This window comes from Paraglaciecola polaris LMG 21857 (genome assembly GCF_000315055.1).
GTDB classification, from domain to species: Bacteria; Pseudomonadota; Gammaproteobacteria; order Enterobacterales; family Alteromonadaceae; genus Paraglaciecola; species Paraglaciecola polaris.
Genome location: NZ_BAER01000073.1, coordinates 25,138 through 45,803 on the forward strand (window position 1 = coordinate 25,138; position 20,666 = coordinate 45,803).

At 44.1% G+C, this 20,666-nt stretch carries 10 protein-coding genes and 1 pseudogene; 8 read left to right on the forward strand and 3 right to left on the reverse strand.

The features are described 5' to 3' along the window. Window positions 1-97 precede the first annotated feature (97 nt). Window positions 98-1,750: a M28 family metallopeptidase gene (locus GPLA_RS13720; RefSeq protein WP_007105523.1), complete on the reverse strand. Its 1,653-nt coding sequence runs from the start codon at window positions 1,748-1,750 to the stop codon at window positions 98-100. Between the two features lie 254 nt (window positions 1,751-2,004). Between GPLA_RS13720 and GPLA_RS13725 the strand changes: the two genes are divergently transcribed. The 5 genes and pseudogenes from GPLA_RS13725 to GPLA_RS13745 all read left to right on the forward strand — a co-directional run bounded on the left by GPLA_RS13725 (window position 2,005) and on the right by GPLA_RS13745 (window position 11,852). Then, window positions 2,005-3,168 (forward strand): efflux RND transporter periplasmic adaptor subunit, encoded by a 1,164-nt coding sequence (locus GPLA_RS13725; RefSeq protein ID WP_040514832.1) that lies wholly within the window; start codon window positions 2,005-2,007, stop codon window positions 3,166-3,168. An 8-nt stretch (window positions 3,169-3,176) separates the two neighbouring features. Further along, a pseudogene (locus tag GPLA_RS13730) lies at window positions 3,177-6,387 on the forward strand (efflux RND transporter permease subunit). Window positions 6,388-6,714: 327 nt separating this feature from the next. Beyond that, a complete protein-coding gene (locus GPLA_RS13735) occupies window positions 6,715-10,089 on the forward strand; it encodes an nSTAND1 domain-containing NTPase (protein ID WP_007105527.1) in 3,375 nt (1,124 codons plus the stop codon). A gap of 28 nt (window positions 10,090-10,117) precedes the next feature. After that, on the forward strand, window positions 10,118-10,513 hold the full coding sequence (locus tag GPLA_RS13740) for a DP-EP family protein (RefSeq protein WP_007105528.1): 396 nt from the start codon (window positions 10,118-10,120) through the stop codon (window positions 10,511-10,513). A gap of 259 nt (window positions 10,514-10,772) precedes the next feature. Further along, window positions 10,773-11,852: a PLP-dependent cysteine synthase family protein gene (locus tag GPLA_RS13745; protein WP_040514835.1), complete on the forward strand. Its 1,080-nt coding sequence runs from the start codon at window positions 10,773-10,775 to the stop codon at window positions 11,850-11,852. A gap of 191 nt (window positions 11,853-12,043) precedes the next feature. Here the strand turns inward: GPLA_RS13745 and GPLA_RS13750 are convergent, their stop codons facing one another. Further along, window positions 12,044-14,215 carry a hypothetical protein gene (locus GPLA_RS13750; RefSeq protein WP_007105531.1) on the reverse strand — a complete coding sequence of 724 codons (2,172 nt, stop codon included), beginning with the start codon at window positions 14,213-14,215 and terminating at the stop codon, window positions 12,044-12,046. 963 nt (window positions 14,216-15,178) lie between these two features. Between GPLA_RS13750 and GPLA_RS13755 the strand changes: the two genes are divergently transcribed. Both GPLA_RS13755 and GPLA_RS13760 read left to right on the forward strand, forming a co-directional pair. Continuing rightward, window positions 15,179-15,376: a hypothetical protein gene (locus GPLA_RS13755; protein WP_007105533.1), complete on the forward strand. Its 198-nt coding sequence runs from the start codon at window positions 15,179-15,181 to the stop codon at window positions 15,374-15,376. A 340-nt stretch (window positions 15,377-15,716) separates the two neighbouring features. Next, complete coding sequence (locus GPLA_RS13760; RefSeq protein WP_040514837.1) at window positions 15,717-16,700, forward strand: GGDEF domain-containing protein; 984 nt, start codon at window positions 15,717-15,719, stop codon at window positions 16,698-16,700. An 11-nt stretch (window positions 16,701-16,711) separates the two neighbouring features. Here the strand turns inward: GPLA_RS13760 and GPLA_RS13765 are convergent, their stop codons facing one another. Next, window positions 16,712-17,947 (reverse strand): MFS transporter, encoded by a 1,236-nt coding sequence (locus GPLA_RS13765; RefSeq protein ID WP_007105536.1) that lies wholly within the window; start codon window positions 17,945-17,947, stop codon window positions 16,712-16,714. Window positions 17,948-18,296: 349 nt separating this feature from the next. On the opposite strand from GPLA_RS13765, the gene GPLA_RS13770 reads away from it, so the two are divergent. Further along, window positions 18,297-20,663 (forward strand): TonB-dependent receptor, encoded by a 2,367-nt coding sequence (locus GPLA_RS13770; RefSeq protein ID WP_007105537.1) that lies wholly within the window; start codon window positions 18,297-18,299, stop codon window positions 20,661-20,663. Window positions 20,664-20,666 lie beyond the last annotated feature (3 nt).

The following is a 20,666-nucleotide window of genomic DNA, read 5'->3' on the forward strand; positions in this document are numbered from 1 at the left end:
GCATACACTCATCATCAGTAGGGTAAAGACGGTAATGAGTAATCTCTTTAGCTTCATTTTCCCCCCTGAACAATTGTTATAATGTTAGTCATTTTACTTATTTCCCTAAATCCGTTTCACGACTGGTCTTGAAATCTGAATCCATTTTCCACTTCGGCCAATCTCTCGAGTTGGCTAACGTTTCGGTTATATCGATCATTAATTCAAGATCTTGTTCTACCCCACCAAGGGACCAATCTGCTGAATAATCATCTTCAGCCTTATGATATTTATGTGCGATATAGTCAGGATCGGTGTCGCCCAAACTCATAAATAACAAGCTAGGCACACCTTGTTTCGCCATTGAGAAATGGTCTGAACGGAAAAACAAACCGTTTTGCGGTCGAGGATCCAGCTTAGCCTTACGTTTTTGCGCGTGAGCAGCCTTGGCTAAGTAGTCTTCCATTTCGGATAGGCCATCACCGTATTGCAGAATATAGTCCACTTTGTCCAATACGTTCATGCCATCGATGTTGACCAGTGCCACCATGTTTTTAGTGGCAATAATCTCTCCTTTAGAGAATTGCTCTGAGCCAATTAAGCCCGTTTCTTCTGCGGTAAAATTAATGAATAAGATCGAGCGCTCAAACGGCGTTACTTTATGTTTTGCCATTAAAATACGCGCCATTTCTAAGGTACCCGCCACACCGGATGCGTTGTCCACTGCGCCGTTATAAATAATATCCCCGTCAGGCGTTTGCTTGGTTCCAAAATGATCCCAATGGGCACCTACTAATACATACTCGTCTGGGTATTTACTGCCGTTTATTTTTGCCACAACATTGTGCGAGGTCGCACGACTAATTGTATTGTTGAGGGTCAGATTGGCGCTTTGTTTAAGGGTTAACGGGCTAAAGTCGGCTTGCAAGGCTTGCTGCTTGAGCTGCTGGTAGTCGAGGCCAGATTGTTTGAAAACTTGTTCGGTGGCCGCTAATTGCAACCATCCCATTATGGGTAACTTAGATTTATTTTGCTCACTGTCGACCAAGGTATATTTACTGCCAGTATTCGAGCTTTCCACCACGCTCCACGGATAAGCAGCCGGAGCCGTTTCGTGCACGATCAACACGGCTTTCGCGCCTTGACGGGCTGCCTCTTCGTATTTATATGTCCAGCGGCCATAATAGGTCATGGCGTTACCGGTAAATAATTCTGCGTTTTGCGTAGCAAACCCAGGGTCGTTCACCAACACAATCACCGTCTTGCCAACTACATCAATATCAGCGTAGTCATTCCACTGGTATTCAGGGGCGTTAATGCCGTACCCGACAAATACGACAGGGGAATCTACCAGTTCTATTTTTGGATTAATTTGCTCGGTGCGAGCGGTAAAATCACGACCCGATACAAAGGATAAATTACCCATTTTCAAGGTCATATTTTGATCTGGGGTAATTTGCGCCATAGGCACAGCTTGCAAATATGCCCCTAATGGCGTCGATGGCTCGTCACTCGTGTTTGCCCCGTGCAACCCCATTGCCTGATATTGCTTAGCCAGATAATCAATGGTCAGTTGTTCTCCCTCCGTCAATGGGCCTCGACCTTGAAAGGCATCAGATGCCAACGTCTTAATGTGCTTAGCGACACGGGGTAAATCCACTGCGACATTTTGCGTTTCTGCAAAGGCATTGAAATGGCACAGGCCCAAAATGACCAGGGCACAAGATTTAACAAATTTGTAAAATTGATGACGTAAATTGACGTTAAGCATGACTAAAGTCCCGTATTAAATATCTGTCTAGTTTGGCATAGTTAAGATGTTAATTTCACTCAAATTTAAATCACAGCTCGTCTCAATTTAACGGTGAAAATATTAATAAGAAATTAGGAAAGACAGATGTTAATCGATATACTCACGTTTGTTTACAATTACCAGTACCCGTTGAATGATACGTTGGATTATTATCTACGTATAACAGCTAACTATAATAATAAATAAACACACAAATAAGGTTTTACCCCCCCATGAACAATAGATGGATGAAGGTTCTATTCCCCTTTCTTGCTCTTTTCGTCGGTTTTGGCGCAATGACATTGATTGAAGTCAGTGCTTCAGAAGATGAGAAAAAAGAGGTTGTCGATACTCGCCCAACGATTACAGTTGAAACGGCCCAGGCTGAAGATTACCAAGTGGTTATTTCCAATTATGGAGAAGTTCAGCCACTTGAACGCACTATGATTTCCGCCCAAGTGTCAGGTGAAGTCATCAGTTGGCACCCCAATTTTGTCGCTGGCGGTTTAGTACTGCGTGGCAGTACCTTGTTTAGTCTTGAAAAAGACGCCTATGAAGCCGCTTTGTTACAAGCCGAAGCCAATGTAAGCTTGGCGCAAGCCCAGTTGATAGAAGAACAAGCCCGCGCCGACGTCGCGAAACAAGAAGCCAAAGGGTTGGCCAGCAGTAAGGTATCAGATCTTTATTTGCGCAAACCGCAATTGCTCAGTGCACAAGCTAATTTAAAATCTGCCCAAGCGGGTTTGAAAATAGCCCAGCGCGACTTAGACAATTGTGAAGTCATCGCACCTTACGACGCCCTTGTGGTCAGTCGCAGTATTGGTGTCGGTCAGTTTATAGGCCTAGGCACCACAATAGGTGAAATATACAATGTAGAAGCAGCTGAAATTATATTCCCTATTGCCGGTTTTGATCGTGAATTTTTACCGGACGACCTAGCAGAAAAACAAGCGAAAGTGACCACCAATGGGTACAACCCGATTGAACGCACGGGTTTAATTTCCCGCGATTTGGGAGTGGTTGATCAAGCCACGCGTATGAGCCAGTTAGTGGTTCGCGTAAACGACCCTTATAGCCTGAAAAGTAATATGCCCGCCTTAAAGTTTGGCAACTATGTACAGGTTAGCTTCCCAGGACGCACGCTTGATCATATATATCGCTTGCCCCAAGCCTTAGTGAATAACAAAACTGTTTGGGTAATGGACAAAGACAATAAGCTTCAACCTAAGAAAGTCGAAATTTTGCGCGAAGAAGGGGCTTTCTTGCTGATCAGTAAAGGCATATCTGACAACGACAACATAGTCACTACCCTGCCGGAATATCCGCAAACGGGTATGGAAGTCAAGATTGCCGGCGTGAAGGCTGCTAATGAGCTAACTGCTCAAAAAGCGAAGTAGGAGATACTATGTCAACTGAAGACGTAACGCCTCGCCCCAACGTGCCCCATGAAGAGCCAAGCCAATCCGGCGGTCAAGAACCCAAGCAAACGGGCTTAATTGCTTTTTTTACCAATAATTCAGTCGCCGCTAATTTGATGATGATTTTTATTCATTATCATGGGTCTGTTTAGTTATTTCACCATACAGCGCCAAATGTTCCCGAATATTGAGATTAACTATATCAATATCAGCGCTGTGTACCGCGGTGCCTCTCCGCAAGAAATTGAAGAAAGTATTTTGATCAAAATCGAAGAGTCGTTAAAAGACATCACCGAGATCAAAAAAGCGACGTCAAGAGCGTTTCGTGGCACAGGCCGCGTGACTCTTGAAATTCAAAAAGACAAAAAACTAACAGACGTACTCGACAAGGTGAAAGCCAGAGTAGACAGTATTGCCACCTTCCCTGCCGATATGGAGCCACCCGATATTTCACAAATCGAGTTCCAACAGGACGTGATTGAGATGTCTTTGGTCGGTGATTTGCCTATTACGCAACTCAAACCTATTGCTAAGAAAATAGAAGATGAATTATTGCAGCTCGCAAACGTGTCTTTGGTTAGCGTAGATGCACCGGAAGATGAAATAGCGATTGAGATCAAACCAGACATTCTGCGTAAGTATAATTTAACCCTAAGTGATGTTTCACAGGCGATCCGTAACTATTCAGCGAATATTTCTGCCGGTGAACTGCGCACCGAGTCGGGCATAGTCGCCGTTCGGGTTGAAAACCAAATGTACAGCGGCGATGAATTCCGGCATATCCCGATTAAGATCAGTGAAACAGGGGCTAAAGTTTTATTAGGCGACGTTGCGACCATAGAAGATGGTTTTGTTGAAGGCCAACGTTACTACAAATATTCCGGTGTCAACGCCATATATATGTCGGTAAAAGCCACCAAAGATCAAAGCACCATCCCAGTGTCCGAAACGGTAAAAGACTATATAGAAATGCGCAACAAAACGCTGCCGTCTGGTCTGCAACTTAAGATCCTGGTGGACATGACGTACTACCTGAATGCTCGCTTAGACATGATGCTTAGCAACCTCATTCAGGGCGCCGTTTTAGTGGCCTTGATGCTGACCATATTCTTGCGTTTCAGGTTAGCCTTTTGGGTCATGCTTGGTTTACCCGTATGTTTCTTAGGCGCCATCATGATGATGCCAGTATTTGGCGTAACCATTAATATTTTGTCCTTATTCGCATTTATTATGGTGCTAGGGATAGTGGTGGACGATGCCATTGTCATTGGCGAAAGTGCCTACAGCGAAATCGAAGAATCAGGTGGTGGGGCCGAAAGCGTTATTCGCGGCGCAAAACGTGTAGCCACGCCTGCGACGTTTGGGGTATTAACTACCATAGCCGTATTTGCGCCGGCATTGTTTTCCACCGGTCCTGAAGGTCAGTTCTTTTATGTTATCGCCTGTGTAGTGATCTTGTGTCTGGTCTTCAGTCTTGTGGAGTCGAAACTGATTTTGCCTGCGCATTTAGCCCACATGAAGTTTACTCCCGTCAAAGAAAGCAGTTGGCGTGCGCGTTTTAATAAACGTTTTTTTGGTTTCGTTAACGGTAAATACAAACGTTTTGTACAAAGGTGTACCGAATGGCGTTGGTTGGTTTTCTGCATTTTCATTGCAGTATTGATGATCAGCTGGGGTTTAGTCTCAGCCAATTATGTACGCATGATCCCCTCTCCTAAAGTACCCCATGACTTCCCGGGTATCTCATTTGAGATGAACGAGAACGTGGCAGACGAAGCCGTGATCAATGCGCTGATCTCCATTGAAAGCATGGTACTTGACGTTGACAAGCAGATTGTCGACGAATACGGCAGCAGTATGATGCGCGATATTATGGTCTTCAACCGCGGGCGCACAGAAGGTCGGATACAAGTGCCCTTGGTAGACGAAGAAGATCGCCATTTTGACGCCTTCGAGCTTGCCAGACGTTGGCGAGAACAACTACCGGATATCCCCGGCATGAAGTCGATTACCATCATCGACGACATTAACGGTGGCGGTAACGATGACGGTGAATTTGGTTTTATGCTCTTCGGCAGTGATATCGACACCCTAAATGCAGCCGGACGCGAATTTATCTCCATGCTGCAACAAACCAAAGGCTTGTTCGACATCAGCTCCACTATTGATCCGGCCAGTAAAGAAATACAAATGGAACTACTGCCGGTAGCGTACGATTTGGGCCTTAATTTAGCCGATATCGCTCGTCAAGTGGGTGCCAGTTTCTATGGCGGTGAGGCCCAGCGTGTTATACGTGGTGGCGATGAAGTACGTGTAATGGTGCGTTATCCTAAGCTGACTCGAGAACGTTTCGCTGAGCTAAAATACGCCGTTATCACAACACCTGCAGGCAAAGAGGTCATGTTGGGTGATGTGGTCAGCCTGACTGAAAAACCGGGTATTAACTACATTCGCCGAGAAGGCGGATATCGTAGTGTGTATGTGTTTGGTTCCATTGATGAAGAAGAAGTGGAGCCGAATGCCGTCATCGAAACCGTAGAAAAGGAATTGTTACCACAACTGAAAGATAAATTCCCAGGGGTAAAAACCGAACTTGGTGGCACCATCGAAGAACAGCAAGCACAACAAAGTCAGCAAATGATGTTTTTAGTGGCAGGCTTAATCATGGTCTATATATTACTGGCCGCTCCTCTGAAGAGCTATGGTCAGCCGCTGATTATCATGTCGGTTATTCCGTTTAGCTTAACGGGTGCCATATGGGGACATTTCATTTTTGGTATCGATTTAAGCATGATGTCCACGTTTGGTATTATTGCCGCCGCAGGGGTGGTGATAAACGACAGCTTGGTAATGACCGACTTCGTGAATCAACAACGCGCCATGGGTATACGCATTAAAGACGCTGTTATTAATGCAGGTTGCGCGCGATTTAGGGCCATCACGCTGACCTCAATAACGACCTTCGCTGGTGTTTTGCCCATTATGTTTGAGACCAGCTTACAGGCTAAATTCGTTATCCCCATGGCAGTTGCTTTAGGCTTTGCCGTGATGTACGCCACATTAGTCACGCTTGTTTTGGTGCCTTGTTTGTATTTAATACTCGAAGATATCAAAGCGCTATTTAAGGCGATGTTCAATGCAATAGGCCGCTTTATCAGCCGTAAAGGTAAAAAACAGCCAACCCCTAATATGAGTTAACTACGCCACCTGACGGGACGTCAGCTGGTCGTTAATTTCACTAAAAAGCGCCGTCGGCGCTTTTTTTATTTCACACCCTCGTTAGCATCAAGCAAAGCGTAAGCCCCCGCGACTTCAATGTCATGACCGCGGAGCACAGTTAAACTTTAGTAGGTGATAGCGAAGCCAGAATAACGTATATTCTTTAACCATAGATTAAAGTGGCAAACATAACTGGCTGTAATTAAACAGATTAAAATAAGACTCCATGCTCAATGGCTATAGCCTAGTAGTGTCCATTTGCTGATTTCAGTACACACACTGAATGAATTGATCATAAATTAGAACGTGAAAAAAATAACCAACATATTTTATATCGGGGACTGGCAAGTTACCCCTGCAACCAACAGTTTGCGCTGCGCCAATGTGGTTAAGCAGCTTGAGCCCAAAGCCATGGACGTGCTACTACTATTGTGCCAGCAACGTCATGTGCACGGAGCTGAGCAGGTGCTAAGTGCTGATGATATTGCCGACAAGTGTTGGGGAAACGACATTGGTGATAATCCCGTACACAAAGCTATTACCCAGTTGCGTAAAGCCTTTGACGACAAGCCCAGCGCACCCAAATACATAGAAACCATTCGTAAACGTGGCTACCGCATCGTCGCTAAGCTCGACTTACCTTTAGAAGAAGGCGTCAGCCCAGATAACAAAATACAGAACGTCTGGCAAGGGGGCTCCCCCTTCCCAGGCTTGAGTGCCTTCGAACCCGATGAAAGCAGTGTGTTTTTCGGTCGAAACGAACAAATCACCACCCTATTATCACGTGTATCAAGTTTAGTCAGTGCTCAGCAAGCCTTTGGCTTAATTTTAGGCCCTAGCGGCAGCGGTAAATCATCGTTAGTTAACGCGGGCTTGCTTCCCCGCCTTATCCATAGAAACGGTTACGATGGCATTGGCGTGGTCAGTTATACCAGCCTAGACTTCGCCGATGTCAGTCAATCACGCCTGTTTATCGACTTGGCTTCTGCCCTGCTCGATTGGGACGTAAACGACTTACCCGTATTTGATGGCCTTAGCGCAGACATGCTGGCCAATACACTGCAAACCGACTGCCAACAGGTTATAAACCTGTGCCAAAACGCGCTGTCAAACCAGTCGCTTGAGCAAGCTACTCTCGAACACGTCGACAAACATCGCGCACATTACGCCAAGCCACATTTTTTCCTGTTAATTGATCGTCTCGAAGTCTTGCTTTCGTCCCCCGTTTTTGATGCCCAAGAACGCAGCGACTTTTTGGCAGCTATTGACGCGCTCGCGACGTCCGGCTGCATATTGATTTTTAGCGCCTGTCGTAATGATTTTTATCCTTTGGTGGTCACGCATCCAAGCCTAATGTCCGGCAAAGACAAGGGCGCACATTTCGATTTGCTTGCGCCTTCACCCGCCGAATTAAGTCAGATGATCAGGCTGCCCGCAAAGGCTGCCAATCTGAGCTGGACGATTGAGCCCAATAGCACTACCCCATTAGATGAGGTCTTATGCTTTGAGGCTGCAAATCACCCTGATGCCTTGCCCATGTTGCAATACACGCTGCAAGAGCTGTATGAGCAACGCAGTGCTGATAACGAAATGCGCTACTCGGTTTACCGTAAATTAGGTGGCATAGAAGGGGCGATAGGTAAAAAAGCCGAAGCGCTCTATTTGCAATTATCTGCTGCCCAACAAGCCCAATTAGAATATGTTTTATCCTTATTGGTCACCCTCAACCCAGACGGTGAAACCGTGACAAGTCGCGCAGCTCGCTGGTCCCAGTTACATCACGATCCGATAAAACAAACCAGCCGTCATGAGTTCGTTCAAGCTATGGTCGATAGCCGCTTGTTTGTATCCCATCTGCAAAATGACGAGCCCTGTTTTAGTTTGGCTCATGAAGCACTGCTGCGAAAATGGGCCAGAGCGAGTCAATGGATCAGCAATCATCAAGAAGGCTTGCAAATAAAGAGCCGCTTACAACAATTGGCTGGGCGCTGGTTGTATGAGCACAAAAATAACGCTTATCTGTTGGCTGAAGGCAAACCCTTACAAGAAGCGCTTAGTTTACAAAGTAGCTCGGTCTTTACTCTTGAAGAGAATGAGCACGCACTTATAAAGGCATCGCAAAAAAGCGGTAATATTAAACGATGGTTAAAACGCACCACAGTGACGTTACTGTGTGTACTCACCTTCACTGCACTTTTTATGAGTGTTAAAAGCCAACAAGCAGAAAGCCTAGCCCAACACAAGCGCCTCGAAGCCGAGAGCCTATTAGGTTTTATGGTCGGAGAATTTGCCGACAAACTGCGCAGTGTCAAACGCATGGATTTACTCGATGGGATCAGCAACAAGGCCCTAGAATATTTCAGTCAACAAGATGACGATGCTGAAGCATCCGCATTATTCTCTTTTATTAACACAGAGCAGAATTTTAAAACCCGTTTTCAGCATGCTCAAACTTTGGGTGCTATGGGAGAGGTTGCCTATTCACGCAATAAAAATGATGAAGCGAAGCAAGCTTTTAGTTCAGCAAAAACGATTTTAGATAAGTTATATGCAATACAACCGCAGAACCTCGAACTTTTAAAAACCCTAGGGGCGAATGCATTTTGGTTAGGGCAGTTGGCTATGGATAAAACCGAATTCACCTCGGCCAAATCCCATTTTGAGTCATATTTGTCTTATAGCCAATTGATGAATCAACTCAAGCCAAACAGTGATGAAGCCAAACTCGAGCTCTCTTATGCATATCTTGCGATGGGTGCAGTTAACAGCAAACTACAAAATATGAGTACAGCAAAAGTTGCGTTTGAAAAAGCGTTAGCCATTCAGTATGAGCTAGTCAAAGACGCCCCACAAACTGATATATCCCATTTGAAAATCGCTAATACACTTGAGTGGCTGGCAGAGACGGAAGAACAATTAGGCGATTTACGACAAGCGGTTAACACGCGTAAAAAAGTGCAAAGCATTGTTACTGATTTATTAACATCCCACAGTGGTAATGGCGATTTGATAGAAAGCCTCGCTTATTCTTACTTGAATAATGCAAATGTATTGTATTATCTAGGTCAGTATACAGCGGCCAATCAGGCGGCTTTATCAGCTAAAGCGAACCTAACCACACTATTAACACAGGACCCGTCAAATGAAGTATGGCAACTCGACATGCTCAGAGCACGTGCCTTTGACCTCTATCTGACAACGTTGACCCACGACGCACCTCCAGCTCAAACCATAGCATGGCCCGAATTTCAACGAATATTAACGAGTATTAAAAAATCTCATTCATTGATTGCTATTATTATTAAAAATTACCAACTTCGCGGTGATTGGCATTTGGCATACAGCGCTATCGAATTAGCAAAATCAAAATTGGAAGAATTATTAAGTGGACAGCCCTCAAACCACTTATTTCTGACGACGCTAAGCAATATCTACTTATTAGAAGCAAAACAAAATCTGCATGCGCAAAGCCAAAAAAGTGACAGGCTTATTTCCAACTCAGGTAAATTAAATGCCTGTCAGCAGGCAATGTCTTTACTGCAACCCATTATTACTGACAACAGTAGTTACGAGGTATTACTGCCCTATGTGCAAGCCTACGACTGCCTAGGAAGGTTAGATAAAGTTGAAAATTTAGCCGCTAAATTAGCACTTATGCAGATAAAAAATTATAGTTTTTAGTTCAACCATCAACAAAAAAGGAAGACACATGTTCCCTCAAATAAAAAAAATAAAATCGCGAGTACTGACAAGTCAAGGTGCTAAGCCCGTAGTCCAGTTTTACGATACCGAGCAAAAAAGCTGGGATGAAGAAGTTGTCCTGGATTTTAGTCGCTCAGGCATGGCGCTTTTCACCCTAGATACCGATGATAATGCAGACCCCTACATTTTTTTTGGGGCGCTGCAAAAAACCGAAGATGGCTGCAACCCAGATACCAACTGGGATTTTATGATAAATGGCGCGGGCAATATCATCTGTTTTAACAATGATTGTAAAAGCGCGCAAAATATCTCGGTTAGACTGACTTTGATAAAACGAGGGGATGATAATTTCGAGAACGCCATCGTCAGCGCCGATCCTATGATTAAAAATCGACCAGACTAATTTTCAAAATATTGGAAACACAGCAAACGATAGATTTGCCAGTTGAAACTAAACATTGATATATAAAAACGCCGGTCACTTCTCAATTAACGACCAGCGTTTCTTGTATTGGCACTGCCCACGATGGCATTACACCACTGCATTTGGCACGACCTGCGTATCCTAGCCCACTGAATAGTTAAAATATCTTTGCCTGCGCATTCACTCAGTCAGGTCTTTGGGCTATCGTAATGTAAAAATTCGCCGCAAGATAAAAGTGATGACCCTTTCCACAGAAAAAAAAACTTGGTTAGCCGCCGCGTTGACTATTATTAATGCCGATTTTAATCGTTCATCTGACACCCATTTGATAAAAGTCGACTTACCTTGTTTTGTTGATGTATCACTGTATCTCAAGGATGAATCCACTCATCCCACTGGCAGTCTCAAACACCGCTTGGCCCGTTCGCTGTTTTTATATGGTTTGTGCAATGGGGTCATCAATCAAAATACCACTATTGTTGAGTCATCATCTGGCAGTACGGCTATTTCTGAAGCCTATTTTGCCCGCCTACTCGGCTTGCGATTCATCGCAGTCGTACCCAAAAGTACTGCCAGTGAAAAAATAAAACAGATTGAATTTTATGGTGGTGAGTGTTTTAAAGTTGAACCACAAGATCTCTACGCTAAGGCTCAGCAACTCGCCGACGAATTAAATGGTCACTACATGGACCAATTTACTTACGCAGAGCGAGCAACCGATTGGCGAGGCAATAGCAATATTGCCGAAAGCATTTTTGCCCAAATGGCGTTGGAATCCCATCAGATACCCAGTTGGATTGTAGTGAGTGCCGGCACCGGTGGCACCTCTGCCACCATAGGCCGCTATTTGCGTTATAACCCAGCATTGCATCTAAAAACCCAGTTAGCCGTAGTCGACCCAGACAATTCAGTCTTTTTCGATTACTACCGTGATCGTAATAACGAAATCACCAACAACAAAGGCTCACGTATTGAAGGTATAGGCCGACCTCGCGTTGAACCTTCATTCTTACCCGATGTGGTTGATCACATGATTCAGGTACCGGATGCGGCCTCTATCGCGACTATTCGTTGGCTTGAAGGCATACTTGGGCGCAAATGTGGCGGCTCAACCGGCACCAATGTGTATGGCGCCCTTCAACTTATCGCCCAAATGATAAAAAATAAGCAACAAGGCAGCGTGGTCAGCATGATCTGTGATTCTGGTGAACGCTACCTAAATAGCTATTACAGCGATGAGTGGGTAACACAACAACAATTGGATTTAGCGCCTTATACTCAGCAGCTAGAAAATTTTATGCTAACGGGTGAAATGTAGTATTTATAAGGGAGCTGGCAGTTTTTACTAACGACGTAACTTGCCTACCCTCATACGACGTTACTGCCCAGTAATTGGCGACATTTATGTATTACGCTGGAATAAAACAAGCAGGTAAAAAAATGGCTAAATCAATAAAATTGATTTGGCCATTTTTCTTCGTACCACAACCCAGCGCTATGCGCATTTGTTTATACTTCAGCGCCGTCGTCGTTTAACGATATCACCTTGGTTTTACTGATTTTGTGGCGATAAATTTCTCGTAGATATTTGATCGCTTTTTTCACGCTATCACGGCTTAATCGAATATCGTTAATTGAAACAAATTTATCCTTTTCTCGGATCAGTTCACGATATTTTTTCTCGTACATTGGCTTGATTGCATACCAGTTTGTATCAAGAATTTTCGCCGGATTTTCATACTCTTCCAACATAGAATCCAACGCTTCTTCATCAAAAACTTCTGCGCGAATAAATTCAAGCATGGCTTGGTCGAGTTTTTCGTCAAAGCGATAGTTATCTTTGGCGAAACAGCGTTTGATATAGGCTACGATCAAGGTTAAAAAATCATCGCTCAAACAAGGGCTCTTAACAATAAGGGTCGTCAAAGAGATATTTGCCGAAGCACCTATAACTAATGCATACCGTTTGAGTGTCGTATTTGGGAACAACGCATTGAGATGCGACTTAAGGCGATTCAAATCTATATAAGATAACTTGTAATCTTTCGGTAATGAGATAATCGACACAACCGAAGAGCAATTCTTAAAGAAGTGCAAATCTTTTAAGTGCTTGGCGTCATAGCCACTTTTCAAGTATTCACTCAATCGCTTTCTGTAGCGTGATGACTCGATAGGTAATAGACTAATTCCTTCAATAGCCTGCGTCACTTTATTAAAGTGAGGCAGGTCAATTGAGCGAAAAAATAAGTCATCGATATTTAGGTCATCTTCGCCTTTATCAAGAATTTTAATTCTATCTAGATTCGAAACGTGTTCAACGGGCACGACCGACTCAGCATAAGCCAAGGCTACAGGCCCAGCTAGGCTCATAAACAAATCGTTGGCATCTAGGCGAATCGTTTCACCGATATCGATACCTGCTCGGCGAAAATAATTCTCGTCGTAATCAGTTGTGACCGCTTGTGCAGTGAGAATGTTGAATATTTGCTGTGAAATATACTGATTGGCATGCTTTTCCATCGCGTTAACGTCTATGTGCTGAATGCCACTGTCGTCTGTTTCTTCCGCATAGCGCATAATATCGTTAGAGATCAGCATCATGGCGTTCCACGGGCGAATGCGATGCATTGCGCTGGCGTCACTGCTGTCTTCTTTGTCGAAGTTGTATGAAAAGTCCCACTCCTCAGCCATGTATTTACACAGTAAACGCCCAGCGTTTATGTGTAATGCTTCAGACATCTCAACCCCATGGTCAGAAATATTCGGCAATATACAAATACCACTGGTGAAAATCGGCTCAAATACAAATGAGTGTCCGTGGTTATCATCACTCTCGCTAACGGCTCTGGTCTCAAATGTCTTGCTCATGTAAGCATATTGCTGGGCTAACCCAAATTCGGAAGCCATTCCAGAACCAGTGCCGCCGCCAGCACTGAATATGTAGAAGTAAAGTCGTGATTGATTCGCTTTTATACCGCATGAGTCGATTAAATATGAGTGTATATATTTCCACTCTTTATTAGCAAAACGCTGGGTGTCTTTGTTAAGGATAATTCTGGCTAAATACTGACCTAAAATAGGTGCATTCCCTGCGCCTCCTGCATGCACTTCAGATAAATCCATGATTTTCATCTTGGTGTATTCCTGCAGAAAATTCGATTTCTCGCCTTTATTTGAAAAACGAACTCGCCCTTCGATATCTTTATCTAGATCCCCTAACATGACTAAAGGTTCGATCAAAAATACGGGTTTCACATCTTGAGCGCTGGATAAATTCAATCCTCGTTTTATCCAACTCATTGGGCGGTGATCTAGTTCACGAGACTGTCGTTCTTCGTTTTCAAATTCGTTTAAATAGAAATTACGTGCGTTATATACAAGAGATGCGACATCCAATGCGATATTTGAGCCGCAACGACCCAAACCGATTAAGCAAACTGAGGGGAAATTCTGCTCTTTACCTACTTCTGATTCATTATCTGGGTTAGCTACTGGAAACACACTATTGCGCAAAGCATTGATGTTGTTTAATATTTTTTCTAATTCACGCTCAGTGAAATACATGTAGCGCTCATTAACAAAGGGGGTTTCGGCTGGTGAATTACCACCCTGGTCTATTTCTGTGGCTTGGAAAGAGGTTTCTTCAACCGCCAAATCATCCTTTTCGTTGTTAACGCTCATAGCACATTTCCTATTTCGGCAAGTCAAACCTGCGCCTAATGTAGTTAGAATAGTAGAATTTAAGATTCGTTCAGCATCGTTGTTTAATCCAAACGCACTCAAATAGCAAGTCAGCCACAGATTAAATTATTTAATTGAAACAACACTTTATCGTAGTTTTTATGACCTATATATGCTTAATGTACGTTAACCACTTGAGACATTAGTTATATATTTTCATAACTAAGTATACTTTTAGAGACACCGACTCTTTGTTCCGGTTGTGATAACGGTATGCCCTAACGCTGTTGATATTCAGATGCTTGCTCGGCTACAACACAGAAAACCTGTTGCTCTTGATCATATTCAAGGCCTATTGAGAGTCCGTTCCCAAGCTATCTACTTGCGTAAGTAATGACACATATTTGCAGCAAGGGAGCACAAGACTGACGCCCAATCTTTTTGCTTTTAGGGACATTAGATTGAAAATATCCGCGGAACAGGCGACGGATTAGCACTTAAGATATAAAGCAGTACTTGCTCTCATACACAGGAGTTCAGGTAGCGGTTCTAACATGTTCTGTATGAGAGAGCATGCCAATCTTCAACCCGTGATCGCCACAAAATCTAACTGCCACTTATTTTATTAATAAACCCTCAGAAGACTGACGGTTAAAAATAGTTGCCGATGTGCCGTTCATCAATCTCAAAAAACCATATTGACTGTCGCCTTCCTCTTGTAAATACGCGCTCTTCAAAACAATACCGGTATCAGTAGAACAAGTTCTGTTGCAAAGCCACAAGAAAAAAGTGGCAGGCGTTGATAATTTATTCATTGAAATAAACAACTTACAAATAGAAGGTTAGCGGAAGGTTAAGATTAAGCCCTAGGTATACAGTATGAACGTCGATTAACGCAGCATTCACATATTGAGTCATCGGTTGGAAATACAGCCTAAAACTGATGATACAAAAGGAGCTAACATGAAAACGTTTCTACTGTTACACATCGCTTTACTTTGCACTTTGGGTTATGTCAGCCAAAGCATCTTTTTTGGGCCCTTGGGAGATGTGTTATTTACCATCGCCAGTGTGATCTGTATCCCCATCGTCAGTGCCTACGCATTAAAGTGCTATTTCAGCCTTTCAGCGATGCGTCCGCGCAATCATAAAATCCTATAACTAGCTATGTTCGGCAATGGCTATATTTGCCGGTAAGTCGTCTCTACCTCAACAAGAAAATAAAGACTCAAGGCATCGAATAGTGACTTGAGCATCATTTGGGTTCCTCGACCTTTGCGCGCCATGTTATGGCGCGTTTTTTTACATCTACGCCTCATCCATCCATGAAAATGCTTTTCCCCTACGTTTAAAAAACTCGTCTTCTAGCGATCAACAAACAAATTTAACATATAAAAATCAATGCGTTAAAAAAGGAAGATTAGCAGAAGGTATTAGAGACTTTAGTCTAATATCTTGTTTGCATCACACATCAGCGTGAAAGCGCAAAAAAGGGAACATGATGCCAAACTCACACCAGCCTAGCGACAAAGCAAACAAATCAGAGTCAATAATAGATACCTTTTCAGTGTCTTTGCTGAATGAGAAAATGCAGGCTTTTAGCAAGATGGCAAACGTCATCGCTGAGGCCATATTCATCGTCAATGACGACGGAGTCATTGAGATGATTAACCCCCTAGCTGCGAAGTTCTTTGGTGCAGCGCATGAGGCATTAATTGGACAAAAATGGTTTTACTTTCTCCACGAGCGTTATCGTGAGCAATACGAGTACTTGTTTATTAACTGGAAAAAGACTCCCGACTTAGCCTTGAATCATGGTCCCAAGGAAGTATTGTTAAATCGGGCTGACAGCACATGGATGGAAGCTGATTTGTCGGTTTCTTGTTTGCCCACATCTTTGACGGGTACAAGTCCTCTATTTGTTGGTGTGCTGCACAACTTAACCAAGCATAAGACTGAATATAGCGAATTGCGTCGACTTGCCTCAACGGATCACTTAACCGGACTGGCTAATCGCCACAATTTAGAGAAGACCCTAGAAAAAAGTTGGCTTGAGTGCCTCAATAGCGATCAAGCTATCAGTCTAATTTTGATAGACGTGGACTATTTCAAATTATTCAACGATCAATTTGGTCACGTTAATGGCGATAAATGCCTCCAGAAAATAGCCAAAACCATAGAGCACTGTCTGCCCGCCAATGACAGCCTAGCAGCCCGATATGGCGGGGAAGAGTTTGCCGTTATCTTACCGCGCTTGCATGCCGTCAGCGCCGAGATAGTAGCCAAAGATATTCAGCAGCAAATCAATACACTTACTTTTAGCGATTTGGGGTTACCAGCCGACTTTAGGGTAAGTGTAAGCCAAGGCATTGCCACCGAGTTTGGCGGTCAATTTAGAACCTCTGAAGCGCTTATTTGCGCAGCTGACACCGCCTTGTATCGCGCGAAGTCAGATGGCCGCAATAGGATCAGCATCGGCCATTAATATCATCATTACTACACTTGGTGGCCAGCGGTAAAGGCATGCTTAAAAAGCAGCAGTATTAGGAAACACAGACTGGGCACAATCGCACTAATGCTGAAGAACCAGTGAGAAGGCAGGTATTCGACCACACCACCGGTTGCGAACCCTGCTAGCAGCATGCCCATGGCGAATGCATTTTGGTATAACGCGACGCCAAAGGTTGGCTCCTGGGGCAGTAAGCGTTGTAACAGATTCACCCCTAAGCCAGCCATAGCGCCGTACATAATGGCTTTCAAGCCTTGTAGGGCAAACAAATAAAAGACGTTTTGGCTAAGGGGCAACAAAACAAAAAATGCACAGCCACTAAGACTAGCAATCATGAAAAGTCGAGAATAAGAAAAGCGTGATAACAAGCTTACACAGCTTACAATTAAAGCGATTTCGACCAGTGCTGCGCACATAAATAGCGGCCCCACCATACTGATTGGCAGTGCCTGTTCTACAAAATAGACCGGCAATAAATGCTGATACAGGGTAATGGCAAAGCTGCTTAACGTGAAAAAAAGCACACTGGGCCATACGTATTGGTAACGCCAAGCACCCATTGCTGGTTTACCCCACGCTTTGCCTGATGTTGTCTGCCCAATGACTTGTCGCTCATGTTCATTCGTATCAGCCAACTCTGACGGTTTAGCTTTCGTTGCTGCAGGCAGATAACAAAACAGCCCAGCAAGTAATGGCAATCCGGCTCCCAGAACGTAAAAGAAAGTACCAAACCCCACATACTCAACCGTATAAAATGCCACGCTTGGGCACACTAACCAGGCTGCACTGACGGTTGCCATCAAACGAGCATTTACTCCGATAATCTGTGTGCTTGGAAAATAACGAAACGCTAAGCCCATGAATAGCGACGTGGAGGCATGAAACGGCGCAAACAAGATAATCATCACTAGGGTAGCCAGATAGTAATTCTGGGTATAAGCCAATAACAACAAAGCAACGCTGGCTGTTAGGCTAATCCCCAATAACCACAACTTGTGTTGCCCCACGCGCTCAACAACTCGCGAAATCACAAACGCATACACAATACTACTCAAGGCATAGCCGCCCAGGAGCGCACTCAACTGGGTGGCGCTGGCATTCAGATAACGATAGGTATACACAGACATTATCGGTAGTAGACATGCCATCACGCAGGCATTCATAAAACCCGCCAGATAATAACGGCGCTCACGATGAACAATATTCTGACCACTATGCATCATGGCGTACGGCTTTCTCTGGGCTTGACTGGTTATAAAATGAGTGTTGAATCTTTGTATCCAATATACCCATTACCCTCGTAAAGATAACAATTGTTGATTGTACGAGATTAGCTTTAATTTAATAACATATTGTTTATTATGATTTTTATTTATTTTATGCACCTAATTTATACGTATAAAAATAACCAAATTCGCTGGTTAACAGGTTAAAACTAACGAATTCGCGTTATAAAACGTAAGAAATATATAACTTTTAGCTCTAAAATAAGCCAATTAAGTAGTGCTGCGTTGCAATAAAACTCGCGTCTGCTGGGTCTCTAGCCACAGAATCATTTTTAAAGGAAAAAGCATGTCGATTTTACCGCACAGTTTATTTGTTAGCGCTAGCCTAGCGATGGCATTTACTGTGGCCGCTCAAGAGCAGAGCAGTAATAGTCAAGACAATAACCTAGAACACGTTACTGTCACCGGTTCTGCTCAACCTACACTGATCATGTCTCCGAAAAATGCTGTGATCGACGGCCCGTTCGGTAAAGATAAAAGCTTAACGGACATCGCCCGTACGCTCACCTCAATTTCTAGCGACATGTTAGAGCAGTTGTCTATCGATGACCTGCAAGATGTCTTGACCTTAGTCCCCAACACCTATTCTGCCAGTGGCTTTGGTGCACCCAGCTTACCCACTATTCGCGGTCAATTAGGAGAGTTGTTCCAACAAGGTATGCGTCGCCAAGCAGGTAACAACGGTTTTGGCATTCCATTGTCATTCAACAGCGTCGGGCAAATCGACGTCGTAAAAGGTGCACCGTCGGTAATACTAGGGACCACTCAACGTAACGGTGGCTTTGTTAACTTAAATAATAAAGTGGCTAGTTTGTCCGGTAATGATATAAAACTACTAGCCAGTGCCGGTAGTTGGCAGCATTATCGTGGCCAAGTCGATGTAAATACCGCCATAGATGAGGGGAAAAGCGGTATTCGCGTTAGCGCAGAATACATAGATAACGACAGCTATTACGACTTTAGTGAATATCAAAGTGAAGACTTATTTGTTGCTTATCGACTGTTACCTGATGATAAATCCAGCTGGGATATCAGCTTTGAATACTATGACGTGGATTTTACCGATAACGCCGGTATCAACCGTCCCACACAAAATCTAATCGATAATGGTTTATATATCACAGGCCAAGGCGTGCAGCCTAATGGCTCACAAGTTCCTGGTGCCTTTGCTGTGGTATCGCCTACCGGCGAAGTGCGTATTCCCCGCAGTACAGTGTTGACTGACCCAGACACCATTAATAACGCCCAAACCTATGTGTTTCACAGCACCTACGAACGTCAATTGAATACAGTACATAGCGTCACTAACCGCAGCTATTTTCAGTATTTAAACCGAGAAGAAATTGCCCAAAACAGTTTTGTTGAAATCATTGACGGTGCTAAAACAGCGCAAAATCGCATAGAAATCAATTCAACCTGGAGCGCCGAGCAACAAACCACATGGGGTGTGGACCTGCGTTACAACAAGGTATTAGGTTACAGCCAGTTCACCACCGAAGCCGACTTACCCATTGATTTACTCGGCACTCTAGAACAGCGCCGCATTCCTTTAACTGATACACAACAAGCCCGTTTAGTAGAGCTGCGTCCAGGGGTGTTTGTTTCACCTGGGGCGAATTACGACATAGACGGTGATGGCACAAATGATTTTTCACTGTCTGATACCACTGATTCAACCACGTGGCAAACAGGCTTATTCGCCGAGCAAGATAGTGACTGGAGCTATCGCTTCAGCACCACAATCGGCCTACGCGCGGATCATTACGACGTCACCGCGCGTGATGCACTCGCCCCGCAAGGGCAAGTTGCAGCACAAGACAGTTTCAGTAAATGGTTGTACTCAGGTTCCGCCAGCGCGCGTTTTAAGCTCAATAATGCCCTAGTGACTTACGCGACCTATAGCTACAGTGAAGCGACCTCTAACAGCATGGGTGGCGGCACGGTGTTAGGCGCTGATAACAAGATCAACCCACTCAATTTTGCCACCGAAAATGAACTTTACGAGTTAGGCATTAAATACTCCCCTGCAGGTACACCTTGGTATGCAGATGCCTCAGTGTTTGAGCAAAGTCGCAGCTTGTGTAACCGAGATGGCAGCAACACGGGTATCATCGCCAAGGGGTTTGAAGGGCAAGTGTTTTATCAAGGTGACGTTTTGTGGGCAAACTTAGGCTATAGCTATCTTGATGCCCACTATGATGATTCAGCCGCCTCCCAAGATTCGCAACAAGTGGCCGATGCCTTTGATAACTCGCGCCCAGATATTATTCAGGGAACTGGGCTAGGCGCACCGAATTTTGCAAGTTTTGCGCCATCCGATCAGCGCGTGCAAGGTATTCCACAACAAACCGTTTCAGCCAGTGCCGGTTGGCAAATATTGGAAAACTGGGACGTATCCGGCTCAGCTATTTATAGCAAAAGTTACCCTCTCGATTACTTAGCAACTGTGTTAATTCGAGACCAAATCACCATTAATCTGAATACCAATGTGGCGTTAACAGAGCAATCTAGTTTGCGTTTAGAAGTGCAGAATCTAACAGATGAAAAAAATTGGCGTCCGGTTTTTGAAGGCGGCTATTTTGGTTCAACGTTGGTTTTTCCTGAACTTCCACGCAACGTTCAGTTAACCTACACCTATAATTTTAAGGCATAAAGA